This is a genomic window from Roseburia sp. OF03-24 (assembly GCF_003463035.1).
Lineage (GTDB): Bacteria > Bacillota > Clostridia > Lachnospirales > Lachnospiraceae > Roseburia > Roseburia rectibacter.
In genome coordinates this window covers 84,954-107,374 of the sequence record NZ_QSCK01000007.1, presented here as the reverse complement: position 1 = coordinate 107,374, position 22,421 = coordinate 84,954, and the positions used below count along the sequence as shown (strand labels likewise).

General features: G+C 40.9%; 15 protein-coding genes. All 15 read right to left on the bottom strand.

Features of this window, described 5'->3' with window-relative positions:
• Nucleotides 1-8 precede the first annotated feature (8 nt).
• The gene (locus tag DXA60_RS05020; protein WP_117920058.1) at nucleotides 9-968 is read right to left on the bottom strand and encodes a family 43 glycosylhydrolase; all 960 of its coding nucleotides are present in this window, start codon (nucleotides 966-968) and stop codon (nucleotides 9-11) included.
• Nucleotides 969-1,137: 169 nt separating this feature from the next.
• A complete protein-coding gene (locus DXA60_RS05015; RefSeq protein WP_117920056.1) occupies nucleotides 1,138-2,523 on the bottom strand; it encodes an alanine/glycine:cation symporter family protein in 1,386 nt (461 codons plus the stop codon).
• Nucleotides 2,524-2,598: 75 nt separating this feature from the next.
• On the bottom strand, nucleotides 2,599-4,152 hold the full coding sequence (locus tag DXA60_RS05010; protein WP_117920054.1) for a glycoside hydrolase family 43 protein: 1,554 nt from the start codon (nucleotides 4,150-4,152) through the stop codon (nucleotides 2,599-2,601).
• Nucleotides 4,153-4,298: 146 nt separating this feature from the next.
• Entirely contained in the window at nucleotides 4,299-5,279 is a 981-nt protein-coding gene (locus tag DXA60_RS05005; RefSeq protein ID WP_117920052.1) for a tRNA dihydrouridine synthase, read from the bottom strand.
• Nucleotide 5,280: 1 nt separating this feature from the next.
• Nucleotides 5,281-7,635, bottom strand: a complete 2,355-nt coding sequence (locus DXA60_RS05000) for a phage tail tip lysozyme (RefSeq protein WP_243006762.1) — start codon at nucleotides 7,633-7,635, stop codon at nucleotides 5,281-5,283.
• Nucleotides 7,636-7,679: 44 nt separating this feature from the next.
• Nucleotides 7,680-11,780 carry a fibronectin type III domain-containing protein gene (locus DXA60_RS04995; RefSeq protein WP_117920048.1) on the bottom strand — a complete coding sequence of 1,367 codons (4,101 nt, stop codon included), beginning with the start codon at nucleotides 11,778-11,780 and terminating at the stop codon, nucleotides 7,680-7,682.
• A 136-nt stretch (nucleotides 11,781-11,916) separates the two neighbouring features.
• A complete protein-coding gene (locus DXA60_RS04990; RefSeq protein WP_117920046.1) occupies nucleotides 11,917-13,731 on the bottom strand; it encodes an ABC transporter ATP-binding protein in 1,815 nt (604 codons plus the stop codon).
• The gene (locus DXA60_RS04985) at nucleotides 13,712-15,562 is read right to left on the bottom strand and encodes an ABC transporter ATP-binding protein (protein WP_117920044.1); all 1,851 of its coding nucleotides are present in this window, start codon (nucleotides 15,560-15,562) and stop codon (nucleotides 13,712-13,714) included. The genes DXA60_RS04990 and DXA60_RS04985 overlap by 20 nt, the downstream gene beginning before the upstream one ends.
• Before the next feature lie 418 nt (nucleotides 15,563-15,980).
• Complete coding sequence (locus DXA60_RS04980) at nucleotides 15,981-16,643, bottom strand: sensor histidine kinase (RefSeq protein ID WP_117920042.1); 663 nt, start codon at nucleotides 16,641-16,643, stop codon at nucleotides 15,981-15,983.
• Nucleotides 16,644-16,662: 19 nt separating this feature from the next.
• The gene (locus DXA60_RS04975; protein ID WP_117920040.1) at nucleotides 16,663-17,406 is read right to left on the bottom strand and encodes a LytR/AlgR family response regulator transcription factor; all 744 of its coding nucleotides are present in this window, start codon (nucleotides 17,404-17,406) and stop codon (nucleotides 16,663-16,665) included.
• Between the two features lie 92 nt (nucleotides 17,407-17,498).
• A complete protein-coding gene (locus DXA60_RS04970) occupies nucleotides 17,499-18,935 on the bottom strand; it encodes a methyl-accepting chemotaxis protein (protein WP_117920038.1) in 1,437 nt (478 codons plus the stop codon).
• Nucleotides 18,936-19,821: 886 nt separating this feature from the next.
• The gene (locus DXA60_RS04955; RefSeq protein WP_117920034.1) at nucleotides 19,822-20,724 is read right to left on the bottom strand and encodes a DNA-methyltransferase; all 903 of its coding nucleotides are present in this window, start codon (nucleotides 20,722-20,724) and stop codon (nucleotides 19,822-19,824) included.
• Between the two features lie 10 nt (nucleotides 20,725-20,734).
• Nucleotides 20,735-21,619, bottom strand: a complete 885-nt coding sequence (locus DXA60_RS04950) for a HindIII family type II restriction endonuclease (protein WP_117920032.1) — start codon at nucleotides 21,617-21,619, stop codon at nucleotides 20,735-20,737.
• Between the two features lie 238 nt (nucleotides 21,620-21,857).
• Nucleotides 21,858-22,070, bottom strand: a complete 213-nt coding sequence (locus tag DXA60_RS19110) for a hypothetical protein (RefSeq protein ID WP_243006761.1) — start codon at nucleotides 22,068-22,070, stop codon at nucleotides 21,858-21,860.
• Between the two features lie 21 nt (nucleotides 22,071-22,091).
• Entirely contained in the window at nucleotides 22,092-22,388 is a 297-nt protein-coding gene (locus DXA60_RS19105; protein WP_241070881.1) for a hypothetical protein, read from the bottom strand.
• Nucleotides 22,389-22,421: the final 33 nt, after the last annotated feature.

Here is a 22,421-nt window from a genome sequence, read left to right as displayed (position 1 = left end):
TTTATCTTTTAATTTTCATAGGAAAATACCGGTCTTCCGGCATCATCCCACTTTACTTTCATAAGCATGGCATGACGGTTCGGATTGTACAGTGGATCACCAATGATTTCCGTCTCCGTCCGCGCATGGTAAACCATGATGTCATTTCCATTTTCATCCACAGTAAACGAGTTGTGTCCAGGCCCGTAAATGCCCAGTTTCTCACAGGTCTTAAGCACCGGATAGCGCTCTTTTTTCCATAACCGCGGATCCAGCAGATCGGCATCCTCATCGATAGACAACATTCCGACACAGTAATCCACACCCGTCTCGCTTGCCGAGTAAGTTAAAAACAGTTTCCCATTATGATGTATCACTGCAGGTCCCTCATTGACCCAGAATCCTTTTCGCTCCCAGTCATAATCCGGCGTGGTTAAAAGCACCTGTACCGTTTTTAACTGATTACCGGATTCCATCTTTGCGATATACAGATTGGAAACCATCCTGCCAACCCCGACTTTTTCTGCCCATACATAGTAATATTCACCTTTATTTTCAAACACCGTTGCATCCAGCGAAAATGCCTCAAAGGAAAACTCATCTTCCTTAGCGCGTTTCATCTTGCCAAGTTCTACCCATTCATCCGTCAGCGGATTCTCTCCCTGACACTCTAAAACATACGGACGGATCTTCCAGATATCTTCCTTCTCGCCCCCTGCAAAATAAATATACCACTTTCCAAACAGGTAATGTATCTCTGGTGCCCAGATATGATAACTCATCGGACCGGACTCATGTTTCTTCCAGATCATGACTTCTTCTGCTTCCGGCAATTCCTCCAGTGACCCTGCACGTCTTAACACGATCCCATCATATGCCGGAACGGATGCCGTAAAATAATAGGAACCGTCCACATGACGATAAACATATGGATCGGCACGCTGTAAGATCCATGGTTCGTTATACTTTAATTTCTTTTCAGTTGTCATGCTTTATCCTCCCCTCTGATGACATTCGCACTGTGTTTTTTCTTAGCTATAGTATACTACTTCTTTCTCTTATTGTATATAATATTCTAAAATATTATATATTTTTCTAAATAAATAGCAAATAAAAAACGATGGAGCCAGTCTGCACTCCACCGTCATTTTATTTCTATTAATATTTTTGTTTTTCAAAGTATTTCTTTGTCTCTGCAACTACCACACCGCTCAATGCAACCAGTGCGATCAGGTTTGGCAGAGCCATGAGTCCATTGAAGATATCTGCGATCGTCCATACAGCAGATACTGTCATGAACGGTCCGATAAACACTGCAAGGATATACAGCCAGCGATATCCTTTTAAGACAGCCTTTTTGTCTCCGACTAAATATTCCAGGCACTTTTCACTGTAATAGTTCCAGCCAAGGATCGTTGTAAATGCGAAGAATACCAAACAGACCATCAGCATAAATGATGCCACCTGCTCCGGAAATGGCAGTCCCATCTGGAATGCCTTTGTGGTTACAGATACACCTTCTAATCCCATATCCCAGGCTCCTGTGATCACGATAGAAAGTCCTGTCATCGTACAGATGATCACGGTGTCAATGATCGTTCCAAGCATGGAAACAAGTCCCTGTGCCACCGGCTCGTTTGTCTGTGCCGCTGCTGCTGCGATCGGCGCACTTCCAAGTCCTGCCTCATTTGAAAAGATTCCGCGGGCAATTCCCATCTGCATGGCGATCAGTATGGAGCCAAGTGTTCCGCCTGCAGCCGCACGCAGTCCAAATGCACTCTGCACGATCTCAACAAGTGCCCCCGGAATCGCACTAAGGTGTGTAAAAAGAACGATCAGTACCACAACCACATAAAGCAGTGCCATAAAAGGTACCACAACCTGTGCCACCGTAGAGATACGCTTAATACCTCCAATGATGACCAGTGCCACACACAGGGTAAGGATAATTCCTGCGATCACAACCGTCCAGGAATATGTTCTTCCAAACAATTCCACTGTCCACGTATTCTGTGGATCAAAGAAATTATTCACAGCACTCGTGATTCCGTTAATCTGTGTGAAAGTTCCGATTCCAAGTAACCCCACACCAACACCAAAAAATGCAAAAATCTTTGCAAGCCATTTCCATTTCTCGCCCATTCCGTTTTCGATGTAATAAAACGGTCCTCCGACGATATGACCATCTTTTGCTACAACACGGTACTTAATGGCAAGTAAACACTCGGAATATTTTGTTGCTGTTCCAAGCAGTGCCGCGATCCACATCCAGAACAATGCTCCGGGACCTCCGGCAACAAGCGCTGTTGCTACTCCGACAATATTACCTGTTCCGATCGTTGCAGATAGTGCTGTACAAAGTGCACCAAAACTGGAAACTTCCCCATGTTCCCCGTTTTTTTCATTTGCCAACATATGTTTTATGGCAAGTGACAGTTTTGTGATCTGAAGTCCGCGCAGACGGATCGTAAGAAAGATACCAACCGCAAGGATCAGTACGATCAGTGGAACACCCCAGACGAAATCATCAATCGCTTTTAACATTTGTATTCGTTCCTTTCCTTGGCTTTACATATGTACCACTTTACCATGGGAAAAAACTCTTTGCAAGCACTTATTTTACTTAAAATATTTTACACCCCAGACACTCTCATTTGCCCCGACTGCAGAAAATGTCATTACATCCGTTCCCGCTTCATCTTTCATCTGACAAAATACACCGTTGTATTCTTTATCCCCGTATGTAACTGTCATATAACAGGTTCCTTCCTCCATGCCCCAGGTTCCTTCCATATTTTCACCGTATACTTTTCCATTCTCCATAAGTACCAGTTTTACCGGCTCGGCGATCTCTGCATTGATCGCAGTTCCCTGGTCGATCACATAATACGTTCCCGCCACCTCTGAAATATCATAACCGTCTTTTGCGATCGTCTCGCCATCGGTTGCATAAGGCAGCATACATGGCCATCCATCCCGGTTCAGAAAATACTGATGCACACGCGGTTCATGATATTCCTGTCCATTGTCAAAACGGGTATGATATACAATATATTTTTTTCCATCTTCATCCACAAAAGCAGAGTTGTGACCGGTCGCCATATATGCCTTATCAAGCCCCGGCAGATAATAATTACCGGAAAGTTTCAGACCATAAGCTGCATTATCATCCCACATGCCAGGATATGCCCCATTCATATCGACATATTCTCCATCCACTGTTTTAGAACGGAACACGCGCATCTGATAACCACCCTCTCTGGTTAAAGAACCATAGGAAACAAACAGGTAATAATATCCGCTCTCATCATCATAGAGGATATAAGGTCCTTCGATCGATTTATGTCCACCGCCAAGAAGCCGTTTTCCAAAATAAGTATCCACATCATTTTCATCGTCTTCCTGCGGATGAATGACAAGTCCTGTTTTCTCATCGATCTCTAAAAGAAAAATTCCACCCGACCACGAACCATAGACCATCCACATTTTTCCGTCAGCATCATAAAAAACAGTCGGATCGATCGCATTTGGATATTTCTCATAATTATATTTATTTCCTGCCATAATATAGTTCTTTTTGGCATAATCGATATCCACATAGTCAAGTACATCGGTTGCTTCAATCGTATCCTTTGTAAAGCCGGAATAGACCAGTGCCCCCTTCCAGGTATACGGTCCCTGCGGCTGATTTGAAACCGCATAGCACAGGTTTGATGCATTCCATGTCGAAGACGTGCAAAAATACATATAGTATAATCCCTGCTCCCTGTTATAAATTACATCCGGTGCCCATACATGATATTTCTTATCATCGGTCGGTATCACAGAATCTTTACTTCCTGTATAATCAAATACATGTTCTGTTCCAAGCAGATTGTCAAAAATCGGATTCGACTGCGTATATCCGTCTCCGATCGATGTCCAGTTCCGCAGATCTTTCGATGACGCTGCAGACATGTGCGATCCAAAAATGTAATAGATACCATCTGCCTCTATCACAGACGGATCATGTACACTGACTCCTGCCTTAATATCAGCCGTCGTTATTCCATCATAACTGACTGTAAAATCTTTTGGAACCTTCTCTCCTCCTGTCAATGCTGCCCCCGCAAGCACTGCAGTAAATCCCAATACAATACACGTAGAAAAAATGATTTTGTTATGTTTTCTCATACTGTCCTCCTTCTATACTGATAATCTCTGCTATACCCCAATTTCTGATTATCATTTTATTTCGTATGATACTTCTACAATAACAAAATCATTCTTGTTTTACAATTATTTAGTTTATATTTTTCTAAAATATTTTATTTTTATATTTATTCTGGCTGCCACTCCTGCTCCCGGAACAGATTATCCACGATCACACGGTACTCTGCCACCCGCTGTGTCTTTTTGATCTGCTTTACATATTTTTCCGGTTCCGTGAAGTATTTCGCAAAATAAAACCATAGTTCTTTCATCCGGAACAGTGTATTGCGCTCCCCTGACATTACATCCAGATAACCTTTCAGTACATCATCATGAAACGCATGAAACTGATCTTTTGTAATCGGCGCATGTCCCATCAGCTCTCCAACCAGTCCCGGATTCTTTAAAATTCCACGCCCAAGCATCATATGCTCTGTGTGCTGCGCAGTACTTCCACTGCCATGTTCCCTATCTTTTCCTTCCATCTTCTGTATCCAGGCTTTATAATCATCCACCGAGCAGATATCACCGTTGTAACACAAGGTGTGTCTGCTGTTTTCCACTGCATATAAAAATGCATCCATGTCCGGCGTATTATTATAAAAGTCTTTCTGTACCCTCGGATGAATAATAAGCTCCTCCATCGGATATTTTTCATAAATGGAAAGAATACGTTCCCACTCCCCGGCATCATTTATGCCAATGCGGGTTTTTACCGATATCCTAAGCGGACAGTCTGCAAAAATTTCTTCCAGAAAATGATCCAATTCTTCCGGCACTGCAAGAAAACCTGCTCCACGGTGCTTTGTGACAACCGTACCGGATGGACATCCGAGATTTAAATTAACACTCTCATATCCATAGTTCCCCAGTTCTTTTGCAATCGCAAGAAAATCTTCTGCACGGTTTGTCAGGATCTGCGGAACCACATGCATCCCTTTGTTATGCTCCGGCAGAATGTCCTTGATCTCTTTGTAGTTCATCTTTTTATTGTTGATAAACGGTGTAAAATAAGTATCAATATCTCCAAAGTGCTTCTGATATGCATTACGGAACACAAAACCTGTGAGTCCTTCCATCGGTGCTAAATAAAATTTCATTTCTGCCATCCTACAATGCTTCCCACTGTGCATACAGTTTTACCTTTGCGCCGTCCGTGAGTGAAAGATTCGATACAGATACCTCATCTCCATAAAAAGTCTCACTGCCATCCGGTCTGGTACTCCATCCGATAAACTGATATCCATTTTTCTGGAATGTATTTGCAGGCAGTTTATAAGTCGTATTGTATTTGCAGGAACTGATCGATCTCATCGTTCCGGCGGTTGCACCATTTCCATCAAATACAATGTCATAAGTATTGATCTTCCATTTTGCATACAGCTTGTAATTTTTGCGGGTTCCTTTCGTAATCTTTGTGATCCTGTTTTTATAAGCAGAATCTGTATACCATCCTTGAAACGTATACCCCTCTTTTGTGGCTGCTGCCAGTTTAAAAGTAGGTGTATCATAATAATAGCTGGTCGGATTGCCGGAAGGAACAGTACCACCACCTGATACATATTTTATGGAGTATGCTTTCTTACTCCACTGTGCATACAAAGTGATCGTTTTGCCGTTTTTAGCTGTGATATTGCGGATATCCTCTCCGTCCTCATAAAAATCACCTTTACCGTTTTTCTTTGTATTCCAGCCTTCAAACACATAGCCTGTACGCTTATATTTATTTTTTGCCAGTGTGTATGTACTGCCATATTTACAGACAGTCACATTTTTCATGGATCCACCGGTTGCACCATTGCCATTGTATTTGATCTTATATTTGTTAATCTGCCATTTTGCATAGAATGTAAGATTTCCAATGGTACCTTTTTTCACCTGTGTCACACGTCTGGTGCATTTTTTGTCTTTATACCAGCCTTTGAATGTATAACCGTATCTGACCGGTGTTTTTAATTTGAATGTCTTAGTATCTACATTGTATTTCTTTACTGTTCCGTCAGCAAGTTCTCCACCGTTTGCCTTGTAAATGATCTTGTAAGTATTTCTTGACCACTGTGCATACAGATCAACGACTGCACCATTCTTTGAGGAAAGATTCTCTATTTCTTCCCTGTTACCGTATTTTCTGCCACTTCCATCTGCTTTTGTGCTCCAGCGGACAAATTTATATCCCTTACGCTTGAATTTATTGCTGTTAAGCGTATAGTCCATATCATACTCAAGATTTTTCATTTCTTTTACACTGCCACTGGTTGCCTTGTTTCCATGAAAACGGATCGTATATTTATTTGCTTTCCATTTTGCATACAATGTAAGATTGCCTTTTGAACCTTTCGGGATCGTTGTGATCTGGTTCTTAAAGCTGCTCTCCTTATACCATCCCTCAAAAGTATAACCTTTTTTGGTCGGCTTCTTCAAAGTAATCGTCTCAGTTGTAACCTTATACGACGATGGATTTGCACTGTTATTTTCTCCATCATACAGTACATATTTAATTGTATATTTTTTATTTACCGGATTGTCCGGGTTATCCGGATCATCCGGGTCATCCGGACTGTCGCTGCTATATTTCGCCCAATAGACATCTCTCGCACGTTTTGCACGTCCTTCAAAATATACACTGGCACAGCGCTCAAAATAACGTGCCCAGTTATATCCTGCCGTATGGGCTCCGTCTGCAGTGTTTTCCACATTTTTAATTTTGGAAAATGCACTGCTTTCCGAATGCTCCAGCTCATATTTTAAGAACTTAAGCTGACCCTCGATAGAAGTATAATCATAGCCATTACTGCTGCAGTAATTCTTAAGATTATCAAATCTTGATGCATTCCACTGGCAGATACCATAACTGATCTTGCCATTGGTATCGATGACACTTGCGGTCGGATTAAAAGATGATTCACTCTCAATATTCGAAAGCACGCCACAGGCTGCTGCCGTATTTAATTTCAGCTTCTTTTTTGCAAAATTATATACTTTTTTCTCGTTTGACTTTTTCTCACTCTGCGAAATGCCGGCACCTTTGTATAAGCCTGTACCAGAAATGATCACATTGATATACGGTATTTTCCTTTTCAGTCCTGCTCCAAGGGAATATTGCTCTGTATCCCATCCCGGATCAAATTCATAGACAAAATAATTTGTATTATCATAATCTCCGACACAGTGCCAGGTTACCGGAATGCTTGTGGCATCCTTTCCGCCATCCAGATACACATCAATGCTCTGTGGCATTTTAGCCAGCAGACGTTCCAGGCTGATCTTGCCCGTCATGCGGATTTCTTTCGGATTGTCCGCCAGGTCTGCAAAACCTGTGATTTTTCTTTTCTCTGCCATGCTTTCCTGTGTCTTTGTTTCTGCTGCATACACAGACATATCTGTTGCAGCCGTACCGACAGCAAGCAGGAGCGCCATCGCCCCTGCTGCCAGTCTTGTCATGATTTTCTTTGCATAACTTTTCATAGCTGTCCTCATTCCTGCGGATTAACAGTATCCTAAGATTTTTATTAATAGGTCTTATACCGGATACTGATATTTACCTTGCCGTTTACACCATTTACCGTACCCTGATTTGTATATCTCCACATTGCAACATTTCCTTTGCCCTGATAGCCGCTTCCAAGGCTTTCTGCACGGTAATTGATGATCCACAGATCTGTTCCTGTAAGTTTGCTGGTATCCACATACTTGCCAGGATACTGCTGTAAAAGTTTCTGGTTGATTCCAAGTGCAAACTTATACTGTTTACCGCCATCAATGATCTCCGTCTTAAATGCATTGATAAAATCAATTCTCTGCGTTGCTGTTACATTGTTGTATAACAGTGACATATCATCCAGTACATACACAACCGGATAATCAAGCTTCTGTGCATTCAGGATATTTAATACTTTATCGCCCTCACTCTTTGCCTGAGCTGCATTCTGCGCCACGGAATAGCAGTATACACCAACTTTAAGACCTGCTGCTTTTGCATTATTATAATTCGTCTGGAACTTCGCATCTGCTGTTGTTCCTTTGGAAATACGGAGCATTACACATTCATATCCAGATGCCTTAATGGCATTAAAATCTACCGTACCGTTATCACTGGAGATATCGATGATCTTGTTTTCCGTATCAAGTTTATCTTTGACTGTTACTGTGATCTCTTTTGTGATTCCGTTTGCGGACGCCTTTACAGTCGTTGTTCCTGCCTTTAAACCATAAATTGTTCCGTCAGAAGAAACAACTGCAATCGTGGAGTTAGATGAAGTCCAGTATACCACACCGTATGGTTTTGCTGTTGCCGTTACTTTCACACTCGTTCCTGTCTTGATCAGCACACTCGTTGTGCTCACCTCAAGTGCTGATGAAATAACACTTACACAATCCGTTGTCGCACTGACATATGCTCCACGAACCGCATATATCTTATAGTAATAAGTTTTTCCTGTTACAGCGGTATAATCAACAAAAGAGTTTGTCGTACAAAGTTCAGTAGCAATCTTGTATGTTCCATTCTCAGAAGTACTTCTAAGTACCGTATAGGTTTCTGCACCATCTACCGCATTCCATGTCAGTTTGATCTGGTTTTCTGCAATTGAGGCTGCATACAGTCCCGTCGGTTTTGTAAGTACCGGTGTTGCCTGTTTTACGGCAGAGTAATTGCCATATAGCTTCTTTCCATTTTTATTCACATAAGCTCTTACTTTATAATAATAGGTCTTTCCTGTCTCTAACTTACTGTTCTTATAAGAAAGCGTATTAACGGAAGAACAGGTTTTGACTGATTTATATTTTCCATCTTTCTCTGTTGCACGATATACACGATATCCATCACACCCTTCTACTTTCTTCCAGGAGACCGTAATGGTGTTATAATTTGCCGCAACTACCTGAATGGATGGTTTTCCCGGAAGCACCTGCATGGACGCCGGCTCTGAATAATCACTGTAGATTGTCTTTCTGCCGGATGTACAGAATGTGCGGACTTTATAGTAATAAGTATTACCGGTTACAAGTCCTTTATCTACATACGAGGTCGTCGTTCCCTTATTGATGGTTTTGATCTTTCTGTATTTTCCATTTTCGGAAGTACTGCGGTAAATTGCATATCCCTTTACATAGCTGTTTTTGGATGCTTTTACCTTTTTCCATGTAACTTTCAGGCTTTCATTTCCTGCTGACTTAATTTTTACAGTTGTGACACTCGGTGAAGCTGTAATTCCTTTTGCAGGCGAATAAGAGGAGCGAAGCACTTTGCCACCTGCAATATTTTTATAGGTCACTACCTTATAATAATATTTTTTACCGATCTTGACAGTCTTGTCTGTATAAGATCCGGTCATGGCTCCGCTCTTTCTTTTTACGGTTCCGATCTGCTTATAGCTTCCTTTTTTGGAAGTTGAACGATAAACAAGGTATCCGTCCTCGTCCCCGGCAGAAGTCACATTCCATGTCAATACAACGCTGTTATATTTGCCGGCTTTGATCGTATCGATCGTTACCGGAAGAAGTTTTGGTGTTGCGGTAAGCTCATTTGAAGTTCCACCATATGCTCTTTTTCCATTTTTATCTTTTGCAAAAGAAACTACTTTAAACGTGTACTTCTGACCAGGTGTAAGTCCTGTCACTGTATAGGAAGTGCTCTTTGTACTGCACCGTTTCAGCAGCTGGTCAGCACCGTTTACGATCTGATATACCGCATATCCGCCACCGGTCGATGGCATGTTAACTTTATTCCAGGTCAGTTTGACCGCTGTTGCACCTGCTGCTTCTGATTTTAATGTTACTGCTTCCGGTGCTGCTTTGATCGTCTGTACATCAGAATATTTTCCTGCTACATCCTTATCTCCAACCGTACGGAATGCACAGACTTTGTAGTAATATTTTTTTCCTACGGATAATTTTTTATCGGTATAAGTAAGTGTTGTCTTATCATTGACAGTCTTAACTTTTCTGTATCCGCTGTCCTTTTTGGTAGAACGATATATTTTATAACCATGTGCACCACTGATCTGGTTCCATGTGATCGTCACACTGTTGTAAGACGCATTTTTAAGTGCGATCTGTGGTGCCTCTAAAGCAGGGGTTGCTGTCGATTCATTGGAATAATCTCCATATACCTGACTTCCATTAACCGTTTTATATGCTCTTACTTTGTATGTATAAGCTGTACCTGCTGTAACCTTTGTATCACTGTAACCTGTCTTTTCGCCTGCTACAGTTGCGATCTTTTTGTAGGAAGATGATGACGTTTTTCTGTAAACTTCATAACCTGTCACCCCATCCACTGCACTCCATGTCAGATTTACTTCTTTATAACCTGCTGATTCTGCAGTCAGTTTTGTTGCTGACGGAAGCGGTTTTCCGGAAAGGATACCGGATGCATCGCCATAAACCTTTTTACCATTGACCACACAATATGGCTGTACTTTATAATAATAAGTGTTTCCGGCTGTCAGTGCTGTATCCACATAACTTACTGCTCCATTCGTGATATCCATGATCTGCGTATCCACTTTTGACTTATCTGTGGAACGATATACGATATATCCGGTTGCACCATCCACTTTTTCCCATTTCAGTGTCAGGCTGCTGTAGCCTTCCGCTGTAACCGATGTCAATGCAGCTTTTCCAAGCTGTGGTGCTGCTTTTATGGTTGCATATGTATCCGTATTGGCATAATCCTGTTGTCCGTTGTTTGTGTATTTCGTATATGCGTATACATGATAAATATAAATGATCCCCGTCTGTACTCCCGTATCTTTATATGATACTGCATCCACGCCATCCACATGTGCGATCGTCTGCTCTGTATCTGCACCTTCCACTTTTCGTGTGATAGTATAACCATCTGCATCTGCTGCCTTTGCCCAGTTCAGACTTACCGTATTATAAGTAGTCTCAGCGGTGCAGTTTGCAGGCGCCTTTTCCGGTTTTACAACAACATAATATGTATCCTTGTCACTTGGATTGTCCTTTACCTGCAGTGTGAGGATTGCGACTCCTGCTGTAAGCGTCTTTACCTGTCCTGTAAGCTTTCCATTTACCATCGATGTGGTAAGTGCCGCCACACTGTTGTCATCGATCAGCCACTCGACCTTCGGCTCGTTATCTCCTGTTGTCTCAAACGAATATCCCGGAAGTGCAACCGTCTCTCCGGCACTGACAACTGCATATCTGTCTTTTTTACTGATAATAACTCCGCTTGCCGCTGCTTCTTTGATCTCTGTTTCCTCGGTAGCTTCTGTCTCTTCAGCCGTCTCAGTTGCTTCCGTAACTTCGGTCGTCTCTGTCGCTTCAGTTGTCTCCGTAGCCTCGGTTACCTCTGTCGCTTCGGTTGTCTCCGTTACTTCGGTTGTCTCCTCAGTTTCAGTTGCTTCCGTAACCTCGGTCTGTCCTGTTACCTCAGATGGATTCTCCTGTTCACCATTTTCTTTTGTCTGCTCTGACTGCTCATCTGCTAAAACTCCGGTCTCATTTTCTGTATCCTCTGCCTGCTCTACTACCTGTCCGTTTGCAGCTTCTGCCGCAAATGTCATGGTATCGGAACAGATGATCATAGCACCCGCCAATGTGATGCACAGACCGCGCTTTAACCATTCCAGTTTCTTTTTTATCATAACATTTTGCCTCCCATCCTCTTATTTTTCCTCTTTTGGGGGCAGTTCTTCACATAAACTGCCATCATTGGTATTGTAGCACAATTTTCCTTTTGAATATAGTTTATAAGGGATTTTAAGCAAATATTAAGATTTTTTAAGCGTAATACTGCGCCTGCGTCCGGTAAAGCTCTGCGTAGATTCCATTTCCTGCCAAAAGTGTATCATGCGTTCCAATCTCAGCGATACCTCCGGCATCTAACACAACGATCCGGTCACAGAATTTACAGCTGCTCATGCGATGGGAAATATAAATAGCAGTCTTATTTTTTACCATCTCATTAAAATTCTCATAAATCTGTGCCTCAGCGATCGGATCTAAAGCGGCAGTCGGCTCATCTAAGATCACAAACGGCGCGTCTTTATAAAGTGCACGTGCAATGGCAAGCCGCTGTGCTTCACCGCCGGAAATATCGACTCCTGCACCATTGTTATTGTAAAGCTGCGTCTTTAAACCGTCTTTCATTGCTCTCACACGTCCGGAGAGTTCGACCTGATCTAACACTTCCCATGCTCTCTCTTCATCCACCTTGCTGCTTGCAGCGATATTTTCGCCGACCGGCAGGGAAAACATCGCAAAATCCTGAAAGACAACCGAAAATGCCCTTGTGTATTCCGCATAATTGTATTTCCAGATATCAATGCCGTTTAAGGTGATCGTGCCCTCCGTCGGCTCATAAAGGCGGCAGAGCAGTTTGACTAACGTCGTTTTCCCGGCACCGTTTTTTCCGACCAGTGCCATTTTCTCACCAATGTTAAATTTTAAGCTGACATGGCTTAGCACCTGTGTCCCACAGTCCGGGTAAGCAAAACTTACATCATGAAATTCAAATTCATATTGTCCGTCATCCCGCTTTTCGATCGGCAGTGTACCATCGTAATCCATTGCCGGACTTTGTATAAATTCATCAAAAACACTTAAATATTCCGCTGAAAATTGAAAAGAAATGACCTGTGACCCAAATTCCGTGATACAGTTAACGGTCTGTGAAATGACACCCGCATATAAAATAACATTTCCGATATCGATCATTCCGTTTAATGCTTTCATGCCTACCAGCAGATAGGCGACTCCTGCTGCGAACTGATTGATACCTTCGATCGAACCTATGAATTTCCCATTTAATTTTCCCATCTGTAAATAAATGTTAAATCCTTCCATCTTCTGCCGGTATTTTCCCAGAAAAAGTCCTGACAGACCATAAAGTCTGATATCTTTGCTGTTTTTTTCATCTGTCATGATTCCGCCTAAATAACTGCCTAATGCGTTATTATGGTCATTTGCATGTATAAATTCATACTGTTTTGCAGTAAGCAGTTTTCCAAGATACAGATTACATGCTGCGATAACTGCATATAAGACAATCAAAAGCAGCGTTGATCCATAGGAAACAAAAAATGTTTTTTTCTGTCCGCCATCGATTTTCAGTATCAGCAGCAGGAAAAATACGACCGAATAACACATGGAAAAAAACTGTACAAAGATCTGATAACAGGTGTCTATCTGCTCTTTAATATCCCCACTTCCCCCTGCCGTAAGTTTTGCACGCCTTAAAGAATCTATCGTCTCCTGTTTTTCAAATTTTTCATACTGCAGTTCAAATGCTTTGTCTGCCATCTGCTGCCTTACGATCTGCTGGCAGCTTTCTCCGAGTACTTCTATCCGTTTCTGGCAGAACCGGTTCACCAGCTCACATACAAACTGTGACAGTAAAAGTACCGCCACACTTTTCACACATGCCTCATAATCTCCTTCAATCGCATGGTTTAAAATCTGTGCCGAAAAATAAAATACCAGAAACGGAATGGACGCTTTCATAAATCCGCCTGCCGCCATGACAACAGCCACATCTTTTTTCCCTTTACTGATCATCTTTATAAAACTTGTAAATTCATGCCATATCTTCTTCATGTGACTGTGCCCCTTCCTCTTTGTAATATTTGCTCTGCACCAGGAACATTTCGGCGTACCCGCCACCCTTGTTCATCAATTCCTCATGGGTTCCTTCCTCCGTGATCTTTCCGTTTTCCAGAAACAGGATATGGTCACAGAACCGCGTCGACGCCAGACGGTGGGAAATAAAAAGCGCCGTTTTTCCCATCAGCATTTCATTGTATTTTTCATACATCTCATTTTCTGCGATCGCATCCAACGCTGCGGTCGGCTCATCCAGTAGTAAAAGTGCACATCCTTTGTAGAGTGCACGCGCAAGCATCAGCTTCTGTGTCTCCCCGCCGGAAAGATGGATTCCATCTTCACTTACCTCTTTTCCGATAAATGTTTCTTCTTTCTGCGGCAGTTTCTGAATCTTCTCCCACAATCCGGCATCCTTTAATGCCTCCCTGCATTTTTCCTCATCATAGTCCTCTCCCACACTGCATGAAACGTTGTCCGCAATGGAAAACGAATAGGTAAATGCGTCCTGAAAGACTGCTGCAAGTGACCGGTACCACGCATCAAGATCCATCGTGGCAAGATCCGTTCCGTTGATGTAAATATGTCCCTCATCCGGCATATAAAAACCGCATAACAGTTTGACAATCGTTGATTTTCCGGCGCCGTTAATGCCGACCAATGCCATCTTTCCGCCTTTTTTCATATGAAAACTCACATCATCTAATATCTTATAATCAGTTCCCGGATAAGAAAAACTGACATGTGAAAATTCAACCTCTACTGCCGCCAGCTCATCCTCTAACCGGACTCCCTCACCATGGTGATATATATTCTCCAGCTCTGTAAATTCCTGCATCTGTCCAACCGGTTTTAAACAGGCTGATATCTGGCTGATCTTCATGGTCAGTTCCGAAAAATAAGTGGAAAATCCACTGACAATTCCGATATAAAGCACAAAACGTGCCACGGACATTCCCTGCATCAGCTGCCCGATCAGATAACCGTAACAGATCACATCCCTGCCAAGCTGCAGCAGCAGTCCAAACAGATCATCCGCAAAATAACAGGCTTTTTCTTTTGCAAGCAATGTCTGGTATTTCTTGTTTGCAGCCCGGTAATGACCACTCAGCCATTCTTTCATCTGGTAAAGCCTTACATCTTTTCCGTTTTCCACGGTATATGCCTGACGGTCGATATAATCCTGTGTTACCGTAAGTTCTGCCTTTGCATCACGGTGCTTTAATTCATAATTATTTGCCAGTTTATAACTTAAGATCTGGATCAGTGAAATTGTGACTAAAAGCACAACCAGCCATGCCGACACGCCGGTGATTAAGGATGCATACAGGATCAATGCACCGGCTTCCTTTAAGAGCTCGACATCACAATGCAAGACGCCCTCGACACCTCTATAATTTCCGCTGACTGCCTCTCCTGCTTTCTTTAAAAGCTGCTGGACTTTTTCATCCTCACACTGTACATAATCAAGTGACATAAATTTCTGATAGCAGCGTTCGGTCATTCTGCCGCAGCGGAATTTAACGTACTGGAACTGATTTCTCCGCTTCAGATATCCGGTGATCATACACCAGATACTGTATCCGACAAAAAATGTCACAAGTTTTGCCATTGCTGTAGGCAGAGCTGCTGCGGTGATCATACCTTTTGTGTACTGCTCTAAGAATGCTACGATCATGGATGGAATCAAAATTGTGCCAAAGCCTTTGCCAATCTCAGCAATGATCTCTGCAAGGGCAAAAAAGATAGTGGACCTGTTGTAGTGCCATAGTTCGCTGAGGATGTAATGCTGGCTTGCTAAGGCGGTGTATTTTTTCGGTTGGTTCATGATGTTGTGGCTCCTCTCGTTTGGGGTGGTGGTGGCTCGATCATTTTGAAACTCTGATTCAGGTTGTGGATGTTGTGAGAGGCAGACCAATTTAACGAAGGCACGCTTGCGCTGCGTGTCGCTCGTAGCGGATACTAAGCGACCAGAATACGGTCGCTAAGTACCGACGGCTCCCCAGCACCTTCTTATAAATTGGTCTGTCTCTCACAACAACTCTGTGTTCTGGATGAGTTTCATAATGATCTATCTCCACTATTTTCCCTGATACTTTCGTGATTTTGGTACATCTGTACGCTGTATCACTTCTGTACCTATACTCTATCAGTATTTTTTTCTCAGGCACAAAAAGTGCACGGAAGGTCATCTTCCGTGCACCAATGGTATCGTCCATATACAAACCAATTTTTTTCAGAAACTTTTACAGCGGCAGCATGATCTCCGTCACAAACACTCCCGGCTCATTCTGCCGGTTAATATAGCCGCCATATTTTTCAACCACAAGATTGATCCTCTTTAGTCCATGTCCGTGATTTCCCCGCTTTTTGCTGATATACTCGGAATCCATTTTCCGCACTGTCTCATTTGTTGCATTTGACACCGAAATATATAGCTGTTTTTTGAGTACTCCGATATAAAGTCTTATAAACGGTCTTTCTGTGGTCAGTTTTTCACAGGACTCCACTGCATTATCAAGCAGATTCCCGATCAGGGCACACAGGTCGATATCACTGACGGCTAGTATTTCCGGACATTTTGCCTGATAATCAATATCAATTCCATTTTTCTGTGCCAGGGATATTTTGGAATTTAAAATGGCATCTAAATTGACATTTCCAGTCTCGATCAGCTGGTTGACGTGATCTAAATCCTGCTCCAACAATCCTAAATATTCCTCTAACCTGTCATACTGCCCCATCTTCACATACGCTTTCATCGCCTGTAAATGATTGTGGTAATCGTGACGCCAGCCGCGCATGGTAAGATAGATATTCTGTATCTCCTGCACCTGTTTTTCGAGCAGGGCATTCTGGTACTCCATATTCTTTTCTTCCAGATATTTTGTAATCAGGGGTATTCTCATTTTTCCTCATTCCAAAAATCTAATTTTCATGCGAGTGGATACTTTTCATATAATAGCGGATAAACGCCTCATTCACACTCTTATAAGCATTGCGGCTCACCGGCACACTGCTGCCATCCGAAAGAATGCACTCCGTGCGCAGCACACGCTCCACTGCCGCAAGGCTGACCAGAAAACTCCGGTGCGTACTGATAAATTCTTTTTCCTGCCCCAACTGACTGTTTGTCAGTTCCTCCGCAATCTCAGAAAAATTCTTTTTGTACTCATAATCTCTGGCACTTGTATGCACACAGATATAATGTCCCTTTGCTTCCACACTGTAAATGGTATCAATTGGAATTTTTACAGTTTCCCCATCCACATTTTCAATCAGATAATGCTTTTCTTTTCCAAGTGCAGAAGAAATATCATCTAACAGCGAAAAAAACTTAGATTCTTCCACCGGTTTTAACAGGTAACGCAACGCCCCGACCTCATACCCTTCAAACACATACTCACTGCGGTTCGTCAAAAATACGATAGGGAGATTTTTATCCCATTTCCGTATCTCCTTTGCAAGCGCCATGCCATCCATGCCGTCCATATCAAGATCCAAAAAGAGCAGATCGAAAGGAAAGCTGTCCGGATGCTCAAATAACAGCTCATTTGCACTGCCATAGCCAAAATATATAGCAATGCTTTTCCTTTCATCTGCCCATTTTCTGATCAGTTGTTCCACATATTCTAACTGGATCTTTTCATCTTCACAATATGCAATATTCATTCTATTCCTGATCCCTGCATTTTTGTTATTGTTCACACAGTAACTTATTTCTATCTGACTTTTCAGCCTCCCACTGTTATTTTCTGTCTGATCTATTCTGCATAAGTCTCTAAATCCCGCGCCAGCAGATAAGTAGCGTCAATAATCTCTTTGGTCTGTTTCATTGCCTCTACCGCATGTTCTGCTGTCTGAAGTCCTTCTGTGGAAGAAGCAGCTATTTCTTCACCAGTTGCAGAGAGATTCGATATACTCTGGGAAATTGTGTCTGTACTGTTTAAAATGGACTGCATACTTCCCTCGATCTCTCCGATTGCACTTGCCAGTGACTGCATTTCGTCATTGATGGTCTCAAATTTATTCTTTGTTGTCTCAATCAGTTCGTTCTGTTCACGGATTGAATCCGCAGAATGTTCCATACTATCCATCGCATGCTGTGCATCTTCATTCAGGTCCTGAATAATATCCGTAATCCGGTTCGTTGCATCTTTCGTCTGCTCCGATAACTGACGGATTTCTTCCGCAACGACTGCAAACCCTTTTCCTGCCTCACCTGCTCTTGCTGCCTCAATAGAAGCATTCAATGCAAGAAGATTAGTCTGGCTGGAGATACTTAAGATAGTCGCAACAATTCCTTTTACTTCCTCCACACGGTTGCTGACCTGTTTGGCGGACTCTGCCGCATGGTTACTTGCCTGCTCCACATTGTCAGCCTGATTTTTTAATCCTGTTACCAGTCTCGCACCCTCTGCCACATTCTCCATCGTATGATTTGCCTTATCAATCATCGCTTCGGTTTCTTTTTCTGCACTGTCCGTATTCTTATGGATTTCCTCACACATCAATGCCTGCTGCTGGATTGCCTCCGCAGTACTTCCCGTGCTCTGGGCAATATTGGAAATAGATTCATTGTTATTATTGATCACTTCCTCTAATGTCTCTAATTTTTCTTTCGCAGAATCAAAATGTTTCACCAGATTTTCCGCTGTAACCAGCATCTTTTCGGATGCTGCAGCCTGCACCTCCAGATTCTCTTCATTAAATTTTGTAAGAAGAAGCGATGTCTCACGCACTGCATAGATCAATATGCCAAGCACGATCATTCCAAAAATAAGTTCACTCGAATCTGCGGTTCCACGGATAATCTGTGCAATAATATGGATCACATTTCCAACAACTGCGATCGTTCCTCCTATATATAAAAACCGTACATTTAAATAAATGGTACTTGCTGCCAGAAGCGGCATCGCATACGCATATACGAAATTTGTATGATTAAATACAAGGAAAATAAAATAGACTGCTGTTGCTGTTCCAAGCAGAATCTCTCCGCCTCTTTTTACATCCCAGAACTTCTTCGCATAAGTATTCACAACTATGATCCCCACAACTGTTGCCACTGCCTGAATCGCCACTGTAATCTTAAATCCAGTCAGACATGCCGCTACTGATAAAAATGTCATTACGATCAGCTGCGCCATCACGACATTGTATACTTTCTGGTTTGCTCTTATATATTGTGTACTTGTCATCCTGTATTTCTCCCCTTCTTTTGTATTCTGTGTCAGATTGCATATTTATTATAATATCTCTATCGCAAAAAACAATATTTTTGGCATAAAATCAAGAATTTCTTAATCTTTTTCGACATATTATGCCATAAAATGGGGTAAAAATCGAGTGTGACTTTATGGTAGAGCTACATATCTGTTGTATGCGTAACACTGCCCACAGATTCCAAGAACTATTCATCCAATATACACAATCGCTCTCAATTATTTACCACTTAATATTTATATCTAATCAAGTTGCTCAAACAACAAATCTACATATTTCTGACCAATTAAATATTCTAACAATGCTTTTCTCCTATGAAAACATCCACTAATATAATTAGGATATACACAAATCAACATACTATCAAAATACTTAAATCCCCTCTTTATTCTATTATAGTATTTAGGTCTTTCATTGAGTCCGCTTTTCTTATGAATACATTCATCAAATACATATGATAATATTCATTATTACCTTTTAATTCAAAGCAAATTTTTTTCAGCAAATCGTCCCAAGAATATGAATTTCCCAAATATCTTAGACTCATTCCTGTACCTACAAATAACAATGGGTGATTACGGAATTTTCGTATAAAATCAGATAATTGCATTTTTTCATCCCTTTTGCCACAAAAATAATTTTATTATATTACAATTCTGTTCTCTTCTCATCGTTAGCTAATTGATTATACTTTCTTCTCCATGCACGCAATGTTTTTTACATATACCATCTTCAGATTCAAAAGCACATATTCCAACTATACCATTACTTCAGCAAATATCAGGATTTGTATACCTGCATCCTAAAGTAGTATTTTCTGTATCTCCATCATTTAATGGTGTGGAAAAACCAACCTGTATTTTATTCATTATCATCCATCCTTAATAAGATATTGTTGTAATATTCCTCATTTATCTCAAAACCGATATACTCCCTTTTTAATCTTTTTGCTGCGACTAATGTTGTACCACATCCGCAAAACGGATCTAACACTGTCTGTCCTTCTTTAGTAACTAATGAAATAAGTATTTCCATTAATTCCACTGCTTTTTGTGTCGGATGTAATCCTCTATCAGTTTTTTGAGTTTTTACTTTTAAGATATTAGAGCATACTTCAATACCTTCATTCAGAGTAGTTAATTCTTTTAACTTATTTTCATTAAATGCGCCAACTTCATATTTAGTTATGTTATCTGTCAAAGTAGTTCCCTGCGGATAGGGCTTCATGAACCACAGTATTGGTTCGAATAATGGACGAAGATTTCCTATTTTCCACCCTTCCCATGCCAAACTATTCTGTTCATCATTTCTTCTATCAAAAACACAACTAATTCTCTGTGCTCTGTATGCCGCCGAGTCTTTCTCCCACGCAATCATATCTTTAAAAATAAAACCTGCATCTTCCATTGCGCAAATACATCTATGAGCCATTCTCCGTCCTGCAAATATGAAGCAACTTGCACCTGGTTTCAATACTCTCAACCAATCTTCCGCCCATGATGAGCACCATTGATAATATTCAATCGGAATATTCTTATCTGATTGAGCCCATCCATTTAATGGTTTGCCTCTAGTTTTAAAAATTGTCCCACTTTTTTCTTGAGCTGGGCTTTTCCCTAACAGTGCACTATTTGTATTATTATGTAAAACATCCCATTTATCGTAATTAATTCCATATGGAATATCAGACAATATCAAATGCACAGATTCTGTATCCACACTCTTTATTAATTGTATTGAATCTCCCAATTCAACTCTGCCCATCAATATTCACCTACCTGTTCAATTTATCTATATACTGTGAAATAGCATTTATTTTTTCCTGTAATTTCTTTGCTTTAATTAATTCTTCTATTGCTTTTTCTTTGGTAAATTTCTTTATTTCCTCTATGCAACCATTCCAATATGATATTTCTGTTTTCCCCCTATATGTAATTAATCTTTTATAATCATTTAACATACTTCTATATTGCGCTTCTGGCAAACCTATTTTCTTTGCAACATAAACATCCATTTTAGGTAAAAAACAACATTTAGCATTAGCAAAACTTAATGATTTATCTCTTGCTATCATTTGGGAGGCATTCCATAATGATTCCAAAGATAATGATTCTGTCTCTTTTACATTTTTTTCAAGTAAAATAGATATATGTTCCCAAGACAACAAACATACATTATTTTCGAGAGCTTTTGAATATATTTGACTAGTAGATTGTGGGTATTGAAAATATGGTGCTACTAAAACAGCATATTCATTCTCAGAACCACGCCAATCACTCAAGTTACTCACTTTAAAATCTTTCTGATTCTTTGCTGTTCTACTCAATCTAAAACATTTTGCATCAGCAACTAAGCTATATTTATATCCCGAAATACTTTCTGCCAATATATCAGCACTATCTGCTCTTTCATCCAAAGCCCTCGATGCCAACCCTAACAATCTAAAACATCTTGCTAAAACTATATCCGAAGCCTTTGAATATAATTTTTCTTCTGTAGAATCATGTTCAATATTTTCAGGAATAGTACCTATCTGCTTTACGATTTCTTTGAAATCTTCCTCTGATATTTCATCAATATATTTTCTTATTTTCTCAGTTGCTTCCTTGAAATCTATTGTAGAAAGTTCTTTTATTTGATTTATAAGTTTTTCAAACATTTCATATCTCCTTTTTATATTTCTTATTATCTGATATTGTCCAATTACCATCAAATGTAAATACTACATCTATTCTATTTTCAAAACACAATATTTGTATTATTCTTTGCTAAATGTACATTTTTCATTGCCTAAATTGCTATCCTATATACCTCTTAACTTAACTTTTTATATTATATTCGATATATTGAATAATAGCAACGGAACTTGTGTTTGACTCTTTTATATTATATCACCGTCATAAGTCGAACACAAGTTCTATCATAAATTTTATCTCCCCATCATACGCCTCCCACAACCTCTTCTGCTCCGTTCCAATCCTCAATATTTTCTGCAAATCCCTAGCCATAGCCACAACATTAGCATCCATCTGCTCTACTGTCCCTGTCCGGTTACCAGCCTTAATTTCCCACTGAATTGTCTCTTTGCTGTAATATTCCCTAGTCTCCACATTCATATATCCATACACCGATTATGAATATCCATTGCTTTTCTCTATGAATACCGGAGCCACTTCACCCTTAGAAGTTTTCCACCTCATAAGCCTTTGAAACCAGCAGATTCCTTCTTTTATCAGCTCCTTGGAATTCTCCAGCAGTTTGCCTAATTCACTAAGTATTCCTCTAAATGAATTACCTGCTTCAATCGTCTTATCCGATTCAACCTGATTGGCATATTCTTCTATTGTCGGTGCAAATAATCTGAATGATGATACAAAAGCATTGATCGTATCAAGCAATTCTACTGCTTTATTTGCTTTATCTGTCATGCTTTCCAGCTCTTGTTTTACCGATTGAAGTTC